Raw genomic sequence first — 20,347 nt, forward strand, 5'->3', positions numbered from 1 at the left:
ATGACGGTTTCAGCGCAGACGGAAACACGCCCGCGATTTTTTGACGGCGACAACGAAGGGCGACGATGTTGGGCAAGGGAACGGTGAGCGAAAACAGGGGTATCGACCCCGGCCGGCGCGGCGGACTGGAGCGGCAATTGCGGCTGGCCATCGCCGCAGGCGAGGTGGTGAAGGACGGCCGTCTCCTTTCCGAGCGGCAATTGATCGCACGATATGCCACGACGCGCATTACCCTGCGCGAGGCGCTATTCCATCTGGAAATCGACGGGCTGATCTTTCGGGAAAGCCGGCGCGGCTGGTTCGTTTCCGGACCGCGCCTCATCTACAGCCCGCTACACCGTTCCCACTTCCATCGCATGGCGGCCGAGCAGGGGCGCTTTGCCGAAACGGTGCTGGTGGAGGCCGAGGCCGCAGCCTTGCCAGAAGAGCTTGCACCCCTCATGCGCTGCGCGCCGGCAACGCCTTTCTGGCGCATCCGCAGAAAGCGCAGCATCGACGGCCGGCTGGTGCTTTTCGTCGAGCATTATCTTTCAATGGAGATTTTCCCTGATATCGTGGATCATGACCTCACCCGGTCGCTCACGACGATCTATCAGGACAGTTACGCCGTTACCTATGGTCCGGCCTATTTCGAAATCAACCCCGTCGCTTTACGGGGATATCCGGCCCATCATCTCGGCTGCAGCGAAGGGGCCTATGGCCTGAAGATCACCCGCGTCAATCAGGACCAGCATGGCCGCATCATCGATTGCGACCTCGAATATTGGCGTCATGACGCCATATCGGTCAGGGTGGAAACCGGTCCGCAGGATCAGCCTTCGAGCTGAGGTCCGGAGAGATATCGGACCGGCTGCCCCCGTCAGCCGCCATATTGGGCGTCTGTCACCTGCTCCATCCAGTCCACCACCTTGCCGTCTTTGACCTCCTGAAGCGCGATGTGGGTCATGGCGACATTGGGGGCTGCCCCATGCCAGTGCCTTTCGCCCGGCGCGAACCAGATGACGTCACCAGGACGGATCTCCTCGATGGGACCGCCCTCGCGCTGTGCGCGGCCAAGGCCGGATATCACGATCAGGGTCTGGCCGAGGGGATGGGTGTGCCAGGCGGTGCGGGCGCCAGGTTCGAAGGTGACCTGTGCACCCTGCACCCTTTCCGCGTCAAAGGGGTTGAAGAGGGGATCGATGCGGACCTGCCCGGTGAACCAAGCATCGGGACCCTTGGCCGATGCCCGGGTTCCTGCGCGCAATATTTCCATAGCCATTCTCCTGACTGATATCGTGCGGCGATTTGAGGCGGGAATTCGCCTCCTGTCCAGAGGGGAGTTCGAAGTTGATCGGACCGGCAAGGGACAATGTGATTTTCTTTGCGGGCCTGCCCTTCAAGTGCCAGACGCTGATACAGGATTTGATGGTGGTGTGGCGCTGGCCGGCGGCATGGCGACAGGCGTCTGCGCGCTATACCTGGCTGGTTTCGCCCTCTGCCAACTGAGCAAGCCCCGGCAGATTGCAGACCAGAAGCTTTTGCCGCCCGCCCTGCACCAACCCCTTGCTCTCCCAGCTGGAAAGGATGCGGGAGACGGTGTGCAGTGTGGTGCCGGTCATTTCGGCAATATCCTGCCGCGAGATCGGGAAATCGATACGGATGCCGTCTTCCTCCTTGCGGCCCGCCTGCTGCGAAAGGCGCAGCACGGCATGCGCCACCCGGCGCTCCACCTCCTGCGTCGACATTTCGCGGATGCGCGTATGGGCTTCCTCAAGGCGCTGGCCGATCGTCTGCATGGCGGAGACGGCAAGATGCGGGTTCTGTTCGACGAATTGTGGCCAGAGGTCCGTCTGCCATGACAAGATGACGCTTTCGGCAGCCGTCGTGGCGGTGCCGGGATAATCGGACCGTTGCAGTGCTCTTGCGAAACCGAAGAGATCACCGGGATGCACCACGCGCACGATGATCTGCTGGCCGTCATGCGTCACCTGCGTCACCTTCAGGCGGCCGTGGATGAGCAGGAAAAAATGCGTTGCCGACTGGCCCTGCTCGAAAATGGCTTCGCCCGGCGGCACCAGCCGGGATGTGGCGTGGGTCAGCAGCCCGTCCAGCTCATCGTCGGCCATCTTGGCAAACAAGGCCAGCGACCGGATGACGCTTCGGTCAATCTTCACTTGCACCCTCTCCGGTGATCGGACGATCCTCAAGGTGATTGCATTGGCAATCGAGGATCGGCCTTTTCTGTATTGTCAGCATACAGCACTATCACCGGCGGCAGAAGATCAAATGATATGAATCAAGCGCTTGTTTTAATTGACGATTATCAAGAAAACAGGGTGGTGGCACGAAGCTTTTCAAGAAGTGGCGCGTACCAGCGCGTGTCTCTCACGAGCCTGAACCCGAGATTATCAGGCGGTACGCCAACGGCGCAGCCGCCGCTTTTCGGGTTTTTGACGAAGGCACTCATCGCCGCCCGGTGTTTTCCCGAAGCGACGGGAATGCCGCAGGAGGCGACGCTATCGATCGCCTCACCATCCTTGCCGAGCGTCACACGGTGGCTGCAGCTCGAGGTCCATTCCCAGACGTTGCCGCCGAAATCGGCAAGGCCATATTCGTTTTCGCCGAAGCTGCCATAGGATTGCGGAACGGGGTTGCCCGAGGCCTTGCGGCTGGTCTGTCGCTCGTAATCCGCCAGCCAGCGCAAAGCCGGGTTCTCACTATCGGCAGCGACACCCAACGTCTCATCCGGAAAAAGCGAGCCGGCGGCGAAAGCCAGTTCAGCGTCGCTCGGCAGGCGCCAGACCTTGCCTGTCCGCTCGCTCAGCCACTTTGCATAGGCGTGGGCGTCATCCTGGCTGATACCGGTTGCCGGTATCTCGCCGCCGACCGGAGCGGCAAAGCCGGGTTCCGGCTGCTGGCAGCCGCCTTCCGCCACGCAGCGCGCATAATCCGCGCTCGACACCTGATATTTCATGATCGTCAGATTTTGCCGCATCGCCACGTCGACCATCGGCCCATCGACGGCATAACCATTGCGGAAATACTCGCCCTCCGCCCGGTAGGTGAAATGTCCGGCGGGCACTGTAACGACCTGTGGAGCCATCATGGCCGCGCGGTCATCAATGCCGCTGCGGATGATCCCGGACTGGAAACCGATGGCCGTTGCCAGCAGTGTCGCAATCGAGAGCGGGAGAAGAAGCGAGACGGCATTTGGGAAGTGGCTGTTGCCGGGAATGCCCATGGGAACCTGCCTGCGTCGAGAAGACGCCAAAGTTCGGGCCTGCTTTCAGGCCGCATAGCAGAAGGGGGAGCGCGCCGCGACCGCTGGCGGCGGCGCGCTCCCATTTGTGTCAGATGCTCGAGGGGGCGAGCACCGCCTGCATCAGGCTGTTGTTCCACTCACCCGTCACCTTGAAATGGGCGGCTGCACCCAGCTCGAAAGCTTCAATGAGGTTGTGGTTGACATAAGCGTAGATGCCGGGCTGCTCGAAGGTGTAGAAGGCCGCACCCGCCGTACCGCCGGGAATGAACCAGGTTTCCTGGTCGAGATCCGGTGGGTTGCGGAACTTGCCCGTTGCCCAGACATAATCGCCATGGCCGCCGATGAGGTGCGGACGGGTATCACGGTTTGCCTGCGAATGGACGATCAGCACCTTCTCGCCAACGGCGGCCTGAAGGGCATGTTCCCCGGTCAGGGCGCCGACTGCGCCGTTGAAGACGATGTGGGTCGGCGTCAGTTTGCGCATCACCTCCAGCGTGTCGGCCATGGCGTCGCCGGCGCTTTCATATTTCTTGAAATTGCCGTTCTCGTCCCGCGGGATGTAGAAGTCCTGTTCGCCGACATAATAGATCTTGTCATAAACAAGCTCCTTGCCGTGGCCGTCCGTCAGGCCCTCACGCGGCAGTACCATGATCGCGCCATTCATGCCCGAGGTGACGTGCCACGGCACCATGCCGGGAGGTGCGCAGTGATAAACGAAGACGCCGGCCTTGGTGGCCTTGAAGCGCAGGATCGCCTTTTCACCGGGGTTGACGATGGTGAGCCCGCCGCCGCCGAGCGCGCCGGTGGCCGAGTGAAAATCGATATTATGCTGCAGCTCATTGGTATCAGGGTTGATGAGGGTCAGTTCGACATAGTCGTCCTGGTGCACCACCATCAGAGGCCCGGGAACCGACCCGTTGAAGGTCATGGCGTGGACCTCGGTGCCCTTGTCGTCGAGGATCATCTTCTGCTCTTTGATCGTGAGCGTGAACTCGACGATCTTCGGTCCGCCTTCGGCTTTCTGCGTGTGGGCATGCACGAAGGGCGGTTTGACGAGATCAACTTTTACGCGAGGCAGCGCTGCAATCTCAGCGCTCGTCAATGGCTTGGCTGCGGCCTTCTTTTCCTCTGCCGCGCTCGCTGCCGATGGCATGATGACGGGAGCTATAGCCCCTGCAAATGCTGCGCCTGCGAGAATATTACGCCGTGTGATGTGGAAGGTTTCCGTCATCATTCTTCTCCTATCCCTCTTGGGGCAGAGCATGTTTCGCTCTGTCACAGCATTTGTAGCGGAGGGGCGGAAATACAATTTGAGATGGAGCAAACTTCGCTTTCGGCACCCTGCGACATTTTGGCAGGCGGCTGAAGGCTGGTGTGGAAGCGTCGCACCGCCTCTTTGCCTGTTCGCAAAGAAGCCGGACGGGCTTGGGTCTAGACATATGTCAAGACCAAGCAAGGAGCATTATAATGAGTGGCAGCGAAACCGTTCTCACCGAAGGTCGCAGCCGGCCAAAGGGCGGCATTCCAAGAGGGCTGGCGCGCACCGGCCCGGTTATCTTTTCTTACGGCTTCCGGCCGTTTTTCCTCGGCGGCGCCCTCTGGGCCATCGTGGCGATGGTGTTGTGGATCGCAGTCCTTTCCGGCTTCATCGACCTCGGCGGGGATTACGGCGCACCGAACTGGCATGCCCATGAGATGCTGTTCGGTTTCGCTTCGGCGGTGCTGGCCGGCTTTCTTCTAACGGCCGTGCCGAACTGGACGGGGCGGCTGCCGGTGTCGGGCAAACCGCTGGTCTGGCTGTTTGCGCTCTGGTGCGCCGGCCGGCTTTTCCTGCTTGTGCCGGGCACGGTGGGCGTGGTCACGGCCGCAGCCGTCGATGGGCTTTTCCTGCCGGCACTTCTCACGATCTGCGCGCGCGAGGTCATTGCCGGGCGAAAATGGAAAGACCTGAAGGTGCTGGGCGGACTACTGGCGCTTTCCGTCGCCAACATCATATTCCACGTTGCAGCGATTGGGGGCGATCATAGCCAGATCGCGACCCGCCTTGCGGTCTCGGCCTATACCGTGCTTGTCATCATCGTCGGCGGCCGCATCGTGCCGAGTTTTACCCGCAACTGGCTGAACCGTTTCGGCCGCACGGATTTCCCCGTGCCCTATAACGGTTTCGATACCGCCGCCATCCTCACCGGCATCGCGGCGCTGGCCGTCTGGACGATAGAACCCGAAAGCATCGTGGCCGTGCCAACGGCGCTTCTGGCGGCTTTCATGCACGCCGTGCGTCTGATCCGCTGGCGTGGCTGGACGACATGGCCGGAGCAGGTGCTGGTGGTGCTGCATGTGGCCTATGCCTTCATTCCCGTCGGTTTCATTACCATGGCGCTTGCGGCTCTTGACGTCATGGATACACGCTCCGTCCTGCATGTCTTCACCGTCGGCGTCATCGGCTGCATGATGCTTGCTGTCATGACGAGAGCGAGCCTTGGCCATACCGGGCGCAAGCTTGCGGCCAGCAGGGTCACCATCGCCGCGTACGTGGCGCTGATCGCCTGCGCGCTGCTGAGACCGGCAGCCGAGTTCTTCCCCGGCGCGATGATGCATCTCTACGCTTGCTCGGCGCTCTTCTGGATCGTGGGTTTCGGTCTCTTCTGCATTGAATATGGGCCGATCCTGATGCGCGAGCGCAAACCGCTGAAAGCCTAGATTGCTTGCGACGCCGCCAAAACGAAACGCCCCGGAAGCAATTTCCGGGGCGTTTCGTTTTCTGGGATTTGATATCCGGCTTAATGCGCGCCGGCACCGGCGCGGATGAAGATGCGGAACGCGGTGCGCGCCTCGTCGAAATTGCCGGCCCATTGATGGCCCCGGGCCAGAAGTTCCGGGTAAAGGAAAGTCGGCTCCTGCGGCATCAGCACGAAGATCACGGCACCCGCCGGAAGACGGTCGAGTGCGGCAAGCGTGCGGCTCGCCTGGCCTTCGGCCGTCTCGTCGCTCAGATCGAGATAGATGACCGGATCGGGCCATATCTGCGGCTCCTCGGCATTGCCCGCAAGCGCCGGCGAAACGGAAATCTGTTCGGTCTCAGTGGATTGCGGCGTAAACAGCACTTCCCAGTCGCCGCCGCCGATTTCCCTCACCTGATGGTCGAAACCGCGCTCCGCCATCACCTTGAACAGCGGGACGGGCCGGAAGGTGGCGTATAATCGCAGCGCCTCACCGGGAGCAAGCCCGGCCACGGCTTCCATGATGGCCGGAAAGGGCTCGCCGCCGCTCAGCAAAAGCGGCCGCACATCGAGTTCCCTGATCATTTCCGTCATTGCATCACCTCATCTGTCGGCTGGCGGCGGCAAGGGCCATCCGCCAGAGGTCTTTTCACCACACGGCCGGGGAAGGGGTCAATGTTCGGATCCGCAGCAGCATTCGCAGCCGGACATATCGTCTTCGGAACCTTCGGCCTGTTCTTCCAGCCGGCCAATATCGAGACGCCAGACGTCCGGACCCTGTTCGAGATATTCCCAGCCGAACTGGCCGGGGAAATTTGTGGCCAGCTGGTAAAGCAGTGGACGGGGATCGTGATCGCTGGTGATCTGCAGCGATTGCCCCTCATTCAATGCACTGAGCGCACCGAAAATGCGCGGATGGCGTTCGCGATGCGGAATGATGCGCACGTCGATATTGGTTGCGGTTTGGGCTTCGGGCATAGGCTGGCTCCACGGCCGCGGATGGAATGATGTCCGGCGGTGCGGCCGGCCGACGGACTGGAAAAACCTATCCGCCGGGCGGTCGGGAGACATTGTCGCCGCGCAAACAAACCTGAGATTCGTCAGGTTTGTTGCGACATGCATCAGCCGGCAAGGTTGCGATAAATCGCCGGCAGCGCCGATGGCAGCTTTGCTATTCTGTTGACGATGGCATAGCCGTTCTGGCCGAACATGGCCGGAATATAGGATTGCGCCTTGCTGTCGACCGTTACGCCGAAGACACTGACGCCCGAGCGCCGCGCCTCGGAAACCGCACGACGGCTATCCTCGATGGCGAATCGGCCTTCGTAGTGGTCGACATCGTTCGGCTTGCCGTCCGTCAGCAGCAGAAGGAGCTTTCGGCGCTCCGGCCTTTCACGCAGCTTGGCGCTGGCGTGGCGGATGGCTGGGCCGATGCGGGTGTAGAAGCCGGGTTTCAGCGCCGCGATGCGACGCTCGATAGTGTGCCCCATCGGCTCATCGAAATCCTTCACCGCTTCCACCCGCACCCAGGAACGGCGGCGGGAGGTGAAGGTCAGGATGGAGTGGCTGTCGCCGCAGGCGGAAAGCCCGTGGGCAAGCACCAGCAGGGCTTCCTTCTCCACATCGAGCACCCGGCGATTGTCGAACCAGGCATCGGTCGATAGCGACACGTCGACGAGGATCGTTACGGCAAGATCATGCGCCTGTGGGCGGCTTGCCATATGAATGCGGTCGCTGCCCTGTCCACCGGCGGCAATATCGCTTCTGGCGCGAACCACGGCGTCAAGATCGAGATCATTGCCGTCAAGCTGGGCGCGCAGCATCTCGTGGCGTGGCCGCAGCACCTCGAATTGCCGTCTGACCCGGCGGATGAGGCTTTTGGTGTCCGGGTCGGGTTCCGGTGCCGTCTCGGCGTCTTTCGCCGGACCGGCGATGACCCGGCAATGATCGGCGAGATAGGTACCGCTGCGATAGTCCCATTCGGGATAGGTCAGCTCCGCTGTCAGCGCGGTATGGTTCAGTGCTTCAGGCGGCAGGTCGAGATCGAAGCGGAAGCGGGCGGAAGGCCGTCCCTTTCTTTCACCCAGCGTCATATCGTCAAGCTCGTCCGCCGCGCTGCCATCGGCATCGTCGCTATCGTCACCCGGCCGGTCGACATTGACCATCTCGGCCATGGCGAGGATTTTTTCGAAACGGTTGAGGATGAAGGGGCTGCGTTCGGTCTGGCGGTTCTCGGTCTTTTCGCGCACGGCGATATGGCGGGCCGCTTCCGCGCCCTGCGGCGCGGCGCCCGCTGCCGGCTGGTCTTCGCTCTGCCTGGCCTCGGATGTTTCGCGCAGCAGCGTGTCCGGCCACAGCGGCACCGGCAACATCGGCAGGTAGCGCGGCGGCGCCTTGGCCGGAAAGCCGGCGGGTGGCGCAAGGCCCTCGATCCCTGCCGCATCGGCGAGCATGGAAAGCACCCGTTGTTCCACCTGCTGCTCCGCCTGCGGCAGCGGACGTTTCCGGCGCACCGCGAGCATGGCGGCGCACAGCCGGCGATAACGGGTCTTCATTCCGGGGAAGGCATGGATGACGGCTTTTGCCAGTTCTGCGGCGCGGTCGAGCCGGGCAAGATCGTTGCGAAGCGGGTCGGCGGCCATGACTGGTTCAAGCGGCATCATCGCCATGGCGGCGGCCAGCCAGAGATAGAGATCGCGATTGAGACGCTGGTCGGGAAACAGATCGAGTACGGGCGGCAGCATCAGCGTGGCGTGATCGCGCCCGGGCTGGGCGAGCTTCTCTTCGCCAAGACCCATGCGCTGGCGCAGCCTCAGCCGGTGGCTGGAAGTGCTGGCGCGGGCCGGGGCGATCTGCACCGCATGTTCACCGCCAAAACCGCGGAAACATATGGCCAGCACGGCCTGCATATCCTCCAGCTTCACGGCATGATCCGGGAAGCGCAGCCATGTGCCGGTTTCGCCGATCAGCCTGTGCCAGGCGCGGCCGACGGTTTCTTCCAGTTCCAGAAAGTCCAGCATGGTTTATCCTCACGGCATCGGGCCGGAACGCGCGGGGCCGCGCAATCCGATGTGGATATCAAAGCGTCTATCGAATGATCGCATCCGCGACTTCATGCAGCGCGGCCTTCACATCCGGCTCGTCGGTCAGCGGTTCGATCATGGTCGCGCGCACGGCCTGACGGGCGGGAAGGCCGGTATCGATGAGGCTGGCGCAATAGACGAGCAGACGGGTGGAGACGCCTTCCTCAAGGTCATGGCCCTTCAGGCCGCGCAGCCGGTGGGCAAGATCGACGAGCGGCTCGACATCGCGCGCATCCAGCCCGCTTTCATGCGAAACGACGGCGATTTCCTGCTCCTTGGGCAGAAAATCGAATTCAATGGCGACGAAACGCTGGCGTGTGCTGGGCTTCAGGCTCTTTAAAAGGTTCTGGTATCCGGGATTATAGGAAACGACGAGCATGAAACCCGAGGGTGCTTCCAGCACCTCACCTGTGCGTTCCAGCGGCAGGATGCGGCGATCATCGGTGAGGGGATGCAGCACGACAGCCACATCCTTGCGCGCCTCAACGATTTCGTCGAGGTAGCATATGCCGCCCTGACGCACGGACCTCGTCAGCGGGCCGTCCATCCACACGGTTTCGCCGCCTTTCAGCAGGTAACGGCCGGTCAGATCGGCGGCGGCAAGATCGTCGTGGCACGAAACGGTGGAAAGCGGCAGGCCGAGTTTCGCTGCCATATGGCTGACGAAACGGGTCTTGCCGCAACCGGTCGGGCCTTTCAGCAGCAGCGGCAATTGCCTTACCCAGGCGCTTTCGAACAGCGTGCATTCATTGCCGAGCGGTGTGTAGAACGGCGTGTCCGGCTGGGGCTGAGGGATCGGGCGGAACATCGTGTTCATGGTCATCTCCATGTTTGTTGATAAGGAACCGGCTCTCCGGGGGAAAAGGAGAGCCGGTCCGTTTCTCATTCGGCGGGCTGCACGAGGCGGGCAACGTCGCCCTGTTTCTGCTTGCCCGGTACCAGGATTGCCCAGATGAACATGACCGCCGAAATGAGAACCGCGAAACCAGAACCGAGACGGATCCAGTAGAAGATCGCCAGCTGGTCCTGCACGTCCATGAAGCTTTCGCCCATGACCCGCTGAAGCTGGATCTGCACCACGCCGGCAAAGGTGAGCGCGAAGGTCATCACCGACATGGCCGTGCACATGACCCAGAAGCTCGTCATCGAAAGCCACTGATTATAGGGCGCGCGTTTCTTCATTTCGGGGATGGCATAGGCCATCATCGCAAGGTTCAGCATCACATAGGCGCCGAAGAAGGCGAGGTGGCCGTGGGCGGCGGTAAGCTGCGTGCCGTGGGTGTAATAGTTCACCGACGACAGCGTGTGCAGGAAGCCCCAGACGCCGGCGCCGAAGAAGGCCATGACCGAGCAGCCGATCGACCACAGAAGCGCTGCGCGGTTCTCATGCTTGCGGCCGGCCTTCCAGGTCATGACGAAGGTGAAGATGACCATGGTGAAGAAGGGGGCCACTTCCAGCGTCGAGAACAGCGAGCCGATCCATTGCCAGTAACCCGGTGCGCCGATCCAGTAATAATGGTGGCCGGTGCCGAGAATGCCCGAGAACAGGGCAAGACCGACGATGACATAGAGCCATTTTTCCACCACTTCGCGGTCGATGCCGTTGAGCTTGATCATCAGGAAGGCGAGGATCGACGCCATGATCAGTTCCCACACGCCTTCCACCCACAGATGGATGACGTACCACCAGTACATCTTGTCGAGTGCGAGGTTGATGGGGTTGTAAAAGGCGAAGAGGAAGAAGATCGCCAGACCCCAGAGACCGAAGAGCAGGATGTTGATGACGGTGGTCTTGCGGCCCTTCAGTGCTGTCATGGTGATGTTAAACAGGAACATCAAAACGACAAGCACGATGCCGACCTTGATGGCGAAGGGCTGTTCGAGGAATTCGCGGCCTTCATGGATGCGGAACATATAACCGACCACGGCAACCGCGGCGGCCACCAGGAAGATCCAGAACTGCGCGATGGCGAGTTTCGGGCTGTAAAGCTCCGTTTCCGTCTCTTCCGGCAGAAGATAGAAGGTCGAGCCCATGAAACCCATCAACAGCCACACGACCAGCGCATTGGTGTGGATCATGCGCACGATGTTAAAGGGCAGAAGCTCGGAAAGCGTGTTGGGCAGCACGTAGATCGTCGCGGCGATGACGCCGAACAGGATCTGCGCCACGAACAGCCCGATTGCGCCGTAAAAATACAGCATGGCGACTTTTTGCGTCTGGTATTTCATCTGGTCATCTCCTTGCCGTCAACCTCAACCCGCATCGTTCGGCGGCCAGTTCTGCGTCTTGATCCGGCTCGTCCATTCGAGGAAGTCGACGAGATCATCGAGTTCCTGTTCGGTGAGATTGAACTGCGGCATCTGGCGCCGGCCCTCGATGCCGGTGGGCTGGGCGGCCATCCAGGCCTTGATGGAATCGCGCGCCGTCTCCTTGTCTTCCACGCCGCCATAGCGCTTCCAGACATTGCCGAGTTCGGGTGCGAAATAGGCGCCTTCGCCGAGCAGCGTGTGACAGTTGATGCAGGAATTTTTCTCCCACACGTGTTTGCCGCGCGCGACGCTTTCCGTCAGCGTGCTTTCATCCGTCGAGGTGGTGCGCATGTAATAATGGCTATGGGCGGTCAGCCCGACGAATATGGCGAAGAAGAAGATGGAGCCGCCGTAAAAGACGTTTCGCGCTCCTGTTTTGGTCAGGCGTTCTGCCATGCCAATGGTCCTTTCCATCCGGAAGACCGCTTATGCGGACTGGCTTGATCGAACCCTCTTGCCGGGATTTGCCAGCAGGCTGGCGGAATGCGGTGGGGTCTGAAGCCTTTCTAGCCGCTGGCTGCCGGCGTTCTTTGCCATTTGGCAAACAAATGGAGAGGTGATGTGGTCCGCCTTTTCAGGGCGACAAAATGCCCTGCAGAAACGCCCGCAAAAGGGCTGCGGCGGCGAAGATTGCGGGCCATGCCAGAAGTGCCGTGCGCAGCAGGCCTCGCTCTTCGCCAAAACCCAGAAAGTCGTCGATGACGCGTCTGGATTTCATGAGCGCGAAAAGCAGCATCAGGCAGGCGACGGCAACCGGCGGCAAAAGCGCCGCCTTCCACGAGGTGACGGCGGCCGTACCGGCGAGAACAAGAATGGCGAGCACTGCAAAACTTCTTGCGAGCTGGCGGGAGGTGCGGTGGATCATGACTGTCAAACCAGATAGATGATGGGAAAAATGACGATCCAGACCAGATCGATGACATGCCACAGCGTCGTCACCAGCGTGACGTTCTCGTTTTTCGGGAAGACTGCGACGAGAAACAGCAGCACGGCCACGAACACGACATGCAGCAGGTGGAAGCCGGTGAGCAGGAAATAAAGCTCGAAGAAAGCGCCATAGGCTGGATCGGACGCGAAGGCGATTTCGGTGGAATATTCATGGAGTTTCACACCGACGAAAGCGAAACCCAGCAGGCCGGCAAGGACAAGCGCCCGTCTTTTGCCCGGCAGCGCGGTGTGGCGGCTGGCCGCGACGGCCGCCTGCCAGCCGCTTGCCAGCAAAATCAGGGTGTTGAGGCCGGCAAGCTGCGGCTGCAGATGCTGGCGCGCGGCGGCGAACGCATCAGGGTTGAGGGCGAAGGCGATGATGAAGGCGCCGGTCAGCGCGCCGAAAGCGGCAAGTTCGCTCCAGACCAGAATCCACAAAAGCAGGTTTCCGCTTTCCTCTTCCGTATTTATCGCCATGGCCTCGCCCGTAATTGTAAAACAGCAAGCCACGCTTAGGCGTCCTCAAACCCCGCTTCTTTGCGGTCGGTCAAAGAAGGGAGCGCGCAAAGCCCTATTGTCATGACAAAGCGCAACTCTGGAAAATGGAGCTTCCCATGAACGACGCGCAGGTCGGGCTGATTGTCGCAACCCCTATTATCATTGGCTTTGCGGTGCTGTTGTACCGTATGGGTGTGTTGCAGCGCATGGGCGCGGTTTCCGCCGTGTTTGCCTCCGTGGCCATTGCTTCGGTGCTGTTCCTGAACCAGTGAGAAGACAGTCGCATGCTTGAACTTGTCGCCGCGCTTTCGCTCTTCGTGGCGCTGCATTCCATTCCCGCCGTACCTGCCGTGCGCGGACGGCTGATCGCGGCCATCGGCCGGCCCGCCTATTTCGGGGCTTATTCCGTGGTCTCGCTTCTGGCGCTGGGCTGGGTGTTTTATGCCGCGCTGTCGGTGGATTATATTCCGCTCTGGGATGTCGCGCCCTGGCAGGCGCATGTCACCTTTCTGGCAGCGCCGATTGGCCTGTTTTTCGTACTGGCCGGCCTTCTCAGCGTCAATCCGGTTTCCATTTCCGTGCGGCAGGGAGAGGAGCCGGGGGCAATCGTGCGCATCACGCGGCATCCGGTGCTTGTCGGTTTCCTGTTCTGGTCGCTCGGCCATGTCGTGCCGAATGGCGACCTGCGTTCCGTTATTCTCTTCGGTGGCTTTGCGTTGTTTTCCCTCGGGGGAATGGCGATGACCGAAAAACGCGCGCGGAAAAGACTGGGTAATTCATGGAGCGCTGCGGCTGCTGAAACCGCAACGATCCCTTTCGCAGCAATCCTTTCCGGCAAAACGCGCCTCGCCGTGGACGGGCCGATGTTGCTAGCCGCGGTACTGACAGGCTTGACGGTCTGGTGGCTGCTGGCCGGCGGCCATGCCGCGCTCTTTGGCGCGGACCCCATGGCCTATTTCTGATCGCTCACGATGTCTTCACCACATGCGGCTGCCATATCGGCGCCTGCGGTGCGGAGCTGATACCGAGCTGATCGATGGCGCGGGCAGCAAGCTGGTCGACAATATCGAAGACGCTTTGCGGCCTGTTGTAAAAGGCTGGCACCGGCGGCATGACGATCGCACCGGCCTCCGTGACAATGCACATGTTGCGCAGATGGATGAGATGCAGCGGCGTCTCGCGGGTCATCAGCACCAGCTTCCGGCGTTCCTTCAGATGCACATCGGCGGCGCGGGTAAGGAGATTGTCCGAAAGCCCGGTTGCAATGGCCGCGAGCGTTCGCATGGAGCAGGGGGCGACGATCATGCCTGTTGTCGGGAAGGAGCCGCTGGCGATCGCCGCGCCGATATCGTCGACAGCATGATTGACGCTGGCGAGCGACAACATCCGCCCCAAGGTTTGCGCACCTTCCTCATGCAGCACGGTGCGTCTGGCGGATTGCGACAGGACGAGATGGATTTCGACGCTTTTCATGTCGGCGAGACGCTCGATGATGCGCAGCGCAATGGCGGCGCCTGAGGCACCGGTGACGCCGACCACGACGCGGCACGGATTCACGGTCGTTCTCCAAGGCCAAGATCACGCCACATCAGATCCACCTTTGCGATGATGTCAGGTGTCATGGAGAGCACGCGACCCCATTCGCGCTCCGTCTCCGGCGGCAGCTTGCGGGTGGCGTCCAGTCCCATCTTGCCGCCGAGGCCGGCTTTCGGCGAGGCGAAATCGAGATAATCGATCGGCGTATCGTTAATGATCGTCGTATCGCGCGAGGCGTCGAAACGGGTGGAAAGCGCCCAGACGACATCCGCCCAGCTGCGGACATCAATATCGGGATCGACCAGAATGATGAGCTTCACATAGCTGAACTGCGGCAGCATCGACCAAAGGCCCATCATCACCCGCTTTGCCTGACCGGGATAACGCTTGTCGATGGAGGCGACCATGACTCGGTAGGAACAGGCCTCCGGCGGCATCCATAGATCGACGATTTCGGCAAACTGCCTTTTGACGAGCGGCAGGAAAATCTCGAGCATGGCTTCGCCGAGAACCGAGGGTTCGTCCGGCGGCCGGCCGGTATAGGTGGAAAGATAGATCGGATCGCGGCGCGTGGTGATGGCCGACAGCGTCATGACCGGGAAGGCTTCGACCGAATTATAATAGCCGGTATGGTCGCCATAGGGGCCTTCGAGCGCCGTTTCAGCTGCCGATACGGTGCCTTCCAGCACGATCTCGGCATTGGCGGGCACCGGCATGGGCACGGTCAAGGCTCTGGCAATTCGGCTTTTCGAGCCGCGCAGCAGGCCGGAAAAACCAAGCTCGCTGATATGTTCGGGAAGCGGCATGACGGCGGAAAGAATGGTGGCGGGATCAGTGCCGATGGCGACGGTAACGGGCATATCCAGCCCGCGTGCCTGCCACAGCCGGTGGTGCTGCGCGCCGCCGCGATGCGCCAGCCAGCGCATGATCACCCTGTCCGGCCCCAATACCTGCATGCGATAGATGCCGACATTGATATCGTCGGGATCATCAGGCGAACGGGTGATGACCAGCGGCCAGGTGATGAGCGGGGCCGGCTCACCCGGCCAGCACCATTGCACCGGCAGGCGGGCAAGATCGACCGCATCGCCCGTCAGTACCTTTTCCTGCACCGGCGCGCGGGAGACGTTGCGTGACCGCATGGACAGTGCGGCTTTCAGCAAAGGCAGCTTACCCCATGCCTCGGCCATGGATTTCGGCGGACGTGGCTCGCGCAATTCGGCGAGCTTTTGTCCAAGTGCGGGCAGGCCGCCCGTTTCCAGCCCCAGACCCCATTCGATGCGTTGCCGCGTGCCGAAGAGATTGGCAAGCAGCGGCATGTCCCGCACCTTGCCCTCATGGTCGACGGGTTGCTCGAAAAGCAGCGCCGGCCCGCCATCGGCAAGCACCCGGCGGTGGATTTCGGTGATTTCGTGCACCAGTGAGACCGGCTGGCGGATTCGCCGCAGCTGCCCGCGTTCTTCCAGCAACCGGACGAAACCGCGCAGATCGGCTGCGTGGGCCGGTTTAGTTTCTGTTTTCTCGTCTCTCATGCCGCCTGTTTGCCGGTGGCGGTGCGGCATGTCCTTGCGCTGCCGCAAATGCGGCTTCAGTGCGAACGAAGATAGTCGGCGAGAACAAGAGCGTGGTTGTGTTCGGTATCATGGGCGGCATAAAGCAGCGTGACGCGGCCCTTCGCCATAAAGTCCTTCATGCGCGCCACGGCATCGGGATTGGCGGCCAGCTCCTCATGATAGTGCCGGGTGAATTCCGCAAAACGCGACGGCATATGCGAGAAATTCTTGCGCAATTCGTTGCTGGGCGCGATTTCCTTCATCCACAGGGAAAGCTGTGCGGTTTCCTTGCGCATGCCGCGTGGCCACAGCCGGTCCACCAGAATGCGTGCGCCGTCATCATCGCTGGCGGCATCATAAATCCGTTTGATCCTTATATCGGACATGGGCGGCCTCCTTCGCTTCGCAAGTGAATGATTTATAGCGGCTTTTGTGAAGCTGCACTCGAAAATCTCCCTGTCTTTGCGTTCGCTCAAACCGGTGCTGGCGCGCTGCGGTTAGGTTCCTGCCCGCAACTGACCTGACAGGACCATCTATGAGACCGTTTCCCGCCGCCATCGCCCGCCCCATGAATTTTCTGCCCCTTGCCGTGGTGCAGCGAGCGACGGCGGCGATGCTGGCGCAGATCATGAAACGGCACCCGGATATGTTCGGCCGGCTCGGTGAGCATAGCGGCAAACGCTATGCCTTCCTGCCGGTCGATCTCCCCTTCGCCTTCATGGTCGAACCGGCGCGTCCGGCCATCACCGTCAGCCGAAAGGGCCGCCTGCCGAAGGTGGATGCGGCGGTAGAAGGGCCGCTTTTCATGCTGCTGGCGCTGATGGAGGGGCGGCAGGATGCCGATGCGCTGTTCTTTTCGCGTGATCTCAGCGTGACAGGCGACATGGAGGCGATGCTGGCACTGCGCAATGCGCTTGATGACAGCGGCATTGATCTGCCGCGCGATCTCGGTGCCTTTGCCGGGCCTTTCGCGCCGGTGGTAACGGGCCTTGCAAACCGCCTGCGCGGCCATGTTCTATCCGAAACACGGGGAGGTGCGGCATGGAACTGATCTGTCCTGCGGGAACGCCCGCCGCCTTCCGCGAGGCCGTGGATGCCGGCGCGGATGCCGTCTATTGCGGCTTTCGCGATGAAACCAATGCCCGCAATTTCCCCGGCCTCAATTTTTCCCGCGAAGAACTTGCCGAAGCCATCGCCTATGCGAAGAAGCGCGGCGTGCAGACCTTCGTGGCGCTCAACACCTTCATGCGCGCGGGCAATGAGGATATCTGGTATCGCGGTGTGGCCGATGCCGTGAAGGCGGGGGCGGATGCGCTTATCCTTGCCGATTTCGGCCTGATGGCGCATGTGACGGAACATCATCCGCAACAGCGCATCCACGTCTCCGTGCAGGCCTCCGCCTCCAATGCCGACGCGGTGAATTTCCTCGTCGATGCCTTCGGCGCGAAACGCGTGGTGCTGCCGCGCACCCTGACGATCCCCGACATCGCCCGGCTGGCGCGGCAGATCCGCTGCGAGATCGAAATCTTCGTGTTCGGCGGTCTCTGCGTCATGGCGGAGGGGCGGTGCTCGCTGTCGTCTTACGCCACAGGCAAATCACCCAACATGAACGGCGTCTGCTCGCCGGCAAGCCATGTGCGTTACCGGCAGGACGGGCAGGAGCTGGTGTCGGAACTCGGCGATTACACCATCAACCGCTTTCCGGAAGGAGAGGCGGCGGGTTACCCCACCCTGTGCAAGGGCCGTTTCGAGATTGCCGATGACAAGTCCTATGCTTTCGAGGATCCGGTATCGCTTGATGTGATGGACCAGATCGATGCCTTGCGGGAAGCGGGTGTCAGCGCGCTGAAGATCGAAGGCCGCCAGCGCGGCAAGGCCTATGTGGCGGAAGTGGTGTCCACCCTGCACAGGGCGCTGGCCGCCAGCGCCGAAGAGCGTGGACGGCTGCTCTCACGCCTGCGGCTGTTGAGCGAAGGCCAGCGCACCACCGTTGGTGCTTATGAGAAACGCTGGAGATGAGGGCGATGGCAAAAACCGCAAAGGCCACATTGGCGCTCGGCCCGGTGCTTTATCTCTGGCAGGGCGAGAAATGGCGGGATTTTTACTTCCGCATCGCCGATGAGGCGCCCGTCCGCCATGTCTATCTCGGCGAAACCGTCTGCTCAAAACGGTTTCATTTCACCGAACCGCATCTGGCCGAGGTGATCGAGCGGCTGGAGAGTGCCGGAAAGCAGGTGATCCTCTCTACGCTTTCACTGGTAACGTTGGAGCGCGAAAGCCGCCAGCTGCGCGGCCTGATCGCCGACAGTCCTTATCCCGTTGAGGCGAACGATCTTTCGGCGCTCGGCATGCTGCATGGCACGCCGCACGTCGTCGGCCCGATGGTGAATGTCTATAATGCCGCAACCGCGCGGCTTCTGGCGTCACGCGGGGCAAGCGCCATCTGCCTGCCGCCGGAACTGCCGGTGACGTCTGTAGAGCGCATCGTGGCGGAGACGCTGGATGTGGATTTCGAAATCTTCGCCTTCGGCCGCCTGCCGCTCGCCATTTCAGCGCGCTGCGCCCATGCCCGTGCCAAGGGTAACATCAAGGATAATTGCCAGTTCGTCTGCGGTGACGATCCGGATGGGCTGCCGGTGCGCACGCTCGACCGGCAGTCGTTTCTGGCGCTGAACGGCGTGCAGACGGTGTCGCACACCTGCCAGTCTCTGCTTGGCGAATTGCAGGATCTGGCCGCCACCGGCATCGCCCGCTTCCGCCTATCGCCGCAGGATTGCGACATGGTGGCGGTGGCGCAGATTCACGACGATGTTCTGGCCGGCAGGCGGGATGCGGCAGATGGCCTTGCACGTCTCGGGCAAATCTATCCGGACGCGCCCTTTTCCAATGGTTTCCACCACGGGCAGGAAGGGGCGGCCTGGATCGCCCGGGCCCGCAACACGGCGCATGGAGCGAATCTATGACGATGAGCGGACGGGAACAGCAGGCACCTTCAACACCGGGCGGCGCGGATATCGCGGCGGCGATCCATCTGGTGCGCAACATCGTTCTGGAAAGCGCGCTCGATTGCGGCTGCCGCGACAGGGTGCATGAGGCGCTGCGTGAGCTCGAGGATTTCGAGCGCCAGCGCAATATCGTCAAGCTTCTGGCCGCCGCCCGCGAAGAGCGGCGCAAGATCGCGCTTCTGACCGAGATGCTTTCCGATTTCGCCGAGGACGACACGGTGGATGAAGGCGTGGTCGAAACCGCAAGCCTGATGTTTCTCGATATTGCCGCCGCCGCCGCGGAAGGCTCGCGCATCCTGCGCGAGACGCTGTCACTCAGGCCAGGCGAATAGGCCTGGTTTCCGGCGCTGTTTGATCCTGCGCAAAGATCGGGCGCTTGCAAAATGTCATTTCCAGATGATGACGCGCCCGTCGCCCGAAAGTCGGTCTTCAGCGGGCGCCACGCGCATCAGGGCGCTTCCGGCGCAAACAAGGATCAGGACCATGGCTCATCTCACCCGTCGTCAGGCGCTTTCGGCCCTTTCGGGATTGACGGTGGCGACACTTGCCGCACCGCATATTCTGAAGGCGGAAACACCGCTCACCTTCTATGGCCCTCCTGCCGCGCCGTCGGCCGTGCTGGCCCATGCGGTAAAGGGCGGGTTTCTGAAGGATGTCGCGCCTGAGGCTGTCTTCAAGGTCTGGAAAACGCCGGACGAGATGCGCGCTGCCGTTGCCTCCGGGTCCATGGGGGCGGTGGTGATGCCGAGCTACGGTGCTGCCAATCTGCATAATCGCGGCCTTGGCCTTGGGCTTCTGAACGTGCTGACAACAGGCCTGCTCTATGTGGTGTCGAAGGACGAAACATTGGCTTCGCTGGAAAGCCTTTCCGGCAAGACCCTCGCCCTGCCATTCAAGAACGATATGCCCGATTTCGTGCTGCGCCGGCTGGTTGCTGAAAATGGGTTGAAGCCCGGCGATATCAAGCTGGAATATGCCGCCTCGCCACCGGAAGCCGTGCAATTGCTGCTGACCGGCCGGGTGGATGCCGCGCTGCTGAGCGAACCGGCGGCAACCGCCGTGCTCATCAAGGCAAAGTCGTTTTTCATGACCGTGCATCGCACCATCGATATCCAGCAGGACTGGGCGAAGGTGGCGGGCAAGCCCGAAATCCCGCAGGCCGGTCTCGCCCTGACCTCACAGGTTCAGGAAAAGCTCGGAACGGCTGGCATTGGAGCCTTGCAGGCGGGCATGGAAGCGGCACTCGCCAGCGCTATGGCCGATCCGCAAAGGGCAGCATCGGCCGCCGCCGATGCCCTTGGTTTCCCGGCGGAAATCATCGCCGCCTCTTTCCCGACAAGCCATTTGTCGGCGCTGAAGGCGAGCGCTGCACGCACCGATCTCGAGGCATTTTACGATGAACTCGCCAAGGCGGACCCGGCCATCATCGGCGGCCGGCGGCCGGATGACGGTTTTTATCTGGTGTAGCAGA

24 protein-coding genes are annotated in these 20,347 nt (G+C 61.6%); 9 read left to right on the forward strand and 15 right to left on the reverse strand.

Annotation, left to right across the window (positions count from 1 at the left end; translation table 11 throughout):
* The first annotated feature begins 65 nt into the window (after positions 1-65).
* On the forward strand, positions 66-827 hold the full coding sequence (locus AC5YUO_RS23035) for a UTRA domain-containing protein (RefSeq protein WP_496155376.1): 762 nt from the start codon (positions 66-68) through the stop codon (positions 825-827).
* Between the two features lie 32 nt (positions 828-859).
* On the opposite strand, the gene AC5YUO_RS23040 is transcribed toward AC5YUO_RS23035, so the two are convergent.
* From AC5YUO_RS23040 to nirK, 4 genes are all read right to left on the reverse strand, one after another.
* Positions 860-1,255, reverse strand: a complete 396-nt coding sequence (locus tag AC5YUO_RS23040; protein WP_496155377.1) for a (R)-mandelonitrile lyase — start codon at positions 1,253-1,255, stop codon at positions 860-862.
* Between the two features lie 199 nt (positions 1,256-1,454).
* Positions 1,455-2,156, reverse strand: coding sequence for a Crp/Fnr family transcriptional regulator (locus AC5YUO_RS23045; protein ID WP_080820468.1), 702 nt, complete (start codon positions 2,154-2,156; stop codon positions 1,455-1,457).
* A gap of 149 nt (positions 2,157-2,305) precedes the next feature.
* Complete coding sequence (locus AC5YUO_RS23050; protein WP_496155378.1) at positions 2,306-3,223, reverse strand: SUMF1/EgtB/PvdO family nonheme iron enzyme; 918 nt, start codon at positions 3,221-3,223, stop codon at positions 2,306-2,308.
* Between the two features lie 109 nt (positions 3,224-3,332).
* Positions 3,333-4,475, reverse strand: a complete 1,143-nt coding sequence (gene nirK, locus AC5YUO_RS23055) for a copper-containing nitrite reductase (protein WP_302734926.1) — start codon at positions 4,473-4,475, stop codon at positions 3,333-3,335.
* Positions 4,476-4,711: 236 nt separating this feature from the next.
* Here nirK and AC5YUO_RS23060 point away from each other — a divergent pair, with 236 nt between their 5' ends.
* Complete coding sequence (locus tag AC5YUO_RS23060; protein ID WP_496155379.1) at positions 4,712-5,944, forward strand: NnrS family protein; 1,233 nt, start codon at positions 4,712-4,714, stop codon at positions 5,942-5,944.
* 80 nt (positions 5,945-6,024) lie between these two features.
* Here AC5YUO_RS23060 and AC5YUO_RS23065 read toward each other — a convergent pair whose 3' ends face one another.
* From AC5YUO_RS23065 to AC5YUO_RS23100, 8 genes are all read right to left on the reverse strand, one after another.
* The gene (locus AC5YUO_RS23065; RefSeq protein ID WP_496155380.1) at positions 6,025-6,558 is read right to left on the reverse strand and encodes a DUF2249 domain-containing protein; all 534 of its coding nucleotides are present in this window, start codon (positions 6,556-6,558) and stop codon (positions 6,025-6,027) included.
* Between the two features lie 78 nt (positions 6,559-6,636).
* Positions 6,637-6,942, reverse strand: a complete 306-nt coding sequence (locus AC5YUO_RS23070; protein WP_496155381.1) for a DUF2249 domain-containing protein — start codon at positions 6,940-6,942, stop codon at positions 6,637-6,639.
* A gap of 143 nt (positions 6,943-7,085) precedes the next feature.
* A complete protein-coding gene (locus AC5YUO_RS23075; RefSeq protein WP_496155382.1) occupies positions 7,086-8,984 on the reverse strand; it encodes a nitric oxide reductase activation protein NorD in 1,899 nt (632 codons plus the stop codon).
* Between the two features lie 67 nt (positions 8,985-9,051).
* Positions 9,052-9,864: a CbbQ/NirQ/NorQ/GpvN family protein gene (locus AC5YUO_RS23080; RefSeq protein WP_496155383.1), complete on the reverse strand. Its 813-nt coding sequence runs from the start codon at positions 9,862-9,864 to the stop codon at positions 9,052-9,054.
* A gap of 65 nt (positions 9,865-9,929) precedes the next feature.
* The gene (locus tag AC5YUO_RS23085; protein ID WP_110758675.1) at positions 9,930-11,276 is read right to left on the reverse strand and encodes a nitric-oxide reductase large subunit; all 1,347 of its coding nucleotides are present in this window, start codon (positions 11,274-11,276) and stop codon (positions 9,930-9,932) included.
* Between the two features lie 24 nt (positions 11,277-11,300).
* Positions 11,301-11,753 (reverse strand): c-type cytochrome, encoded by a 453-nt coding sequence (locus AC5YUO_RS23090; RefSeq protein WP_046800955.1) that lies wholly within the window; start codon positions 11,751-11,753, stop codon positions 11,301-11,303.
* A 178-nt stretch (positions 11,754-11,931) separates the two neighbouring features.
* On the reverse strand, positions 11,932-12,222 hold the full coding sequence (locus tag AC5YUO_RS23095; RefSeq protein ID WP_496155384.1) for a hypothetical protein: 291 nt from the start codon (positions 12,220-12,222) through the stop codon (positions 11,932-11,934).
* Positions 12,223-12,227: 5 nt separating this feature from the next.
* A complete protein-coding gene (locus AC5YUO_RS23100; protein WP_080830323.1) occupies positions 12,228-12,761 on the reverse strand; it encodes a cytochrome c oxidase subunit 3 family protein in 534 nt (177 codons plus the stop codon).
* A 137-nt stretch (positions 12,762-12,898) separates the two neighbouring features.
* On the opposite strand from AC5YUO_RS23100, the gene AC5YUO_RS23105 reads away from it, so the two are divergent.
* A complete protein-coding gene (locus tag AC5YUO_RS23105; RefSeq protein ID WP_496155385.1) occupies positions 12,899-13,054 on the forward strand; it encodes a hypothetical protein in 156 nt (51 codons plus the stop codon).
* A 12-nt stretch (positions 13,055-13,066) separates the two neighbouring features.
* Positions 13,067-13,744: an NnrU family protein gene (locus AC5YUO_RS23110; RefSeq protein WP_496155386.1), complete on the forward strand. Its 678-nt coding sequence runs from the start codon at positions 13,067-13,069 to the stop codon at positions 13,742-13,744.
* A 4-nt stretch (positions 13,745-13,748) separates the two neighbouring features.
* On the opposite strand, the gene AC5YUO_RS23115 is transcribed toward AC5YUO_RS23110, so the two are convergent.
* Genes AC5YUO_RS23115 through AC5YUO_RS23125 form a run of 3 tightly spaced genes read right to left on the reverse strand, consistent with a single transcriptional unit; the run spans position 13,749 to position 16,257 of the window.
* The gene (locus AC5YUO_RS23115; RefSeq protein ID WP_496155387.1) at positions 13,749-14,339 is read right to left on the reverse strand and encodes a UbiX family flavin prenyltransferase; all 591 of its coding nucleotides are present in this window, start codon (positions 14,337-14,339) and stop codon (positions 13,749-13,751) included.
* On the reverse strand, positions 14,336-15,850 hold the full coding sequence (locus tag AC5YUO_RS23120; RefSeq protein WP_496155388.1) for a UbiD family decarboxylase: 1,515 nt from the start codon (positions 15,848-15,850) through the stop codon (positions 14,336-14,338). The genes AC5YUO_RS23115 and AC5YUO_RS23120 overlap by 4 nt, the downstream gene beginning before the upstream one ends.
* Positions 15,851-15,906: 56 nt before the next feature.
* Positions 15,907-16,257, reverse strand: coding sequence for a DUF488 domain-containing protein (locus AC5YUO_RS23125; RefSeq protein WP_496155389.1), 351 nt, complete (start codon positions 16,255-16,257; stop codon positions 15,907-15,909).
* Positions 16,258-16,406: 149 nt separating this feature from the next.
* Between AC5YUO_RS23125 and ubiT the strand changes: the two genes are divergently transcribed.
* The 5 genes from ubiT to AC5YUO_RS23150 all read left to right on the forward strand — a co-directional run bounded on the left by ubiT (position 16,407) and on the right by AC5YUO_RS23150 (position 20,343).
* Positions 16,407-16,922, forward strand: coding sequence for a ubiquinone anaerobic biosynthesis accessory factor UbiT (gene ubiT / locus AC5YUO_RS23130; RefSeq protein WP_496155390.1), 516 nt, complete (start codon positions 16,407-16,409; stop codon positions 16,920-16,922).
* Positions 16,913-17,890 carry a ubiquinone anaerobic biosynthesis protein UbiU gene (gene ubiU, locus AC5YUO_RS23135; protein ID WP_496155391.1) on the forward strand — a complete coding sequence of 326 codons (978 nt, stop codon included), beginning with the start codon at positions 16,913-16,915 and terminating at the stop codon, positions 17,888-17,890. The genes ubiT and ubiU overlap by 10 nt, the downstream gene beginning before the upstream one ends.
* A gap of 5 nt (positions 17,891-17,895) precedes the next feature.
* A complete protein-coding gene (ubiV, locus tag AC5YUO_RS23140) occupies positions 17,896-18,834 on the forward strand; it encodes a ubiquinone anaerobic biosynthesis protein UbiV (RefSeq protein ID WP_496155392.1) in 939 nt (312 codons plus the stop codon).
* Positions 18,831-19,208, forward strand: coding sequence for a hypothetical protein (locus AC5YUO_RS23145; protein WP_496155393.1), 378 nt, complete (start codon positions 18,831-18,833; stop codon positions 19,206-19,208). Before ubiV ends, AC5YUO_RS23145 begins: the two co-directional genes overlap by 4 nt.
* A gap of 151 nt (positions 19,209-19,359) precedes the next feature.
* The gene (locus tag AC5YUO_RS23150; protein WP_496155394.1) at positions 19,360-20,343 is read left to right on the forward strand and encodes an ABC transporter substrate-binding protein; all 984 of its coding nucleotides are present in this window, start codon (positions 19,360-19,362) and stop codon (positions 20,341-20,343) included.
* The last annotated feature ends 4 nt before the right edge of the window (positions 20,344-20,347 follow it).

Source organism: Agrobacterium sp. LEGMi-208b, assembly GCF_059511785.1.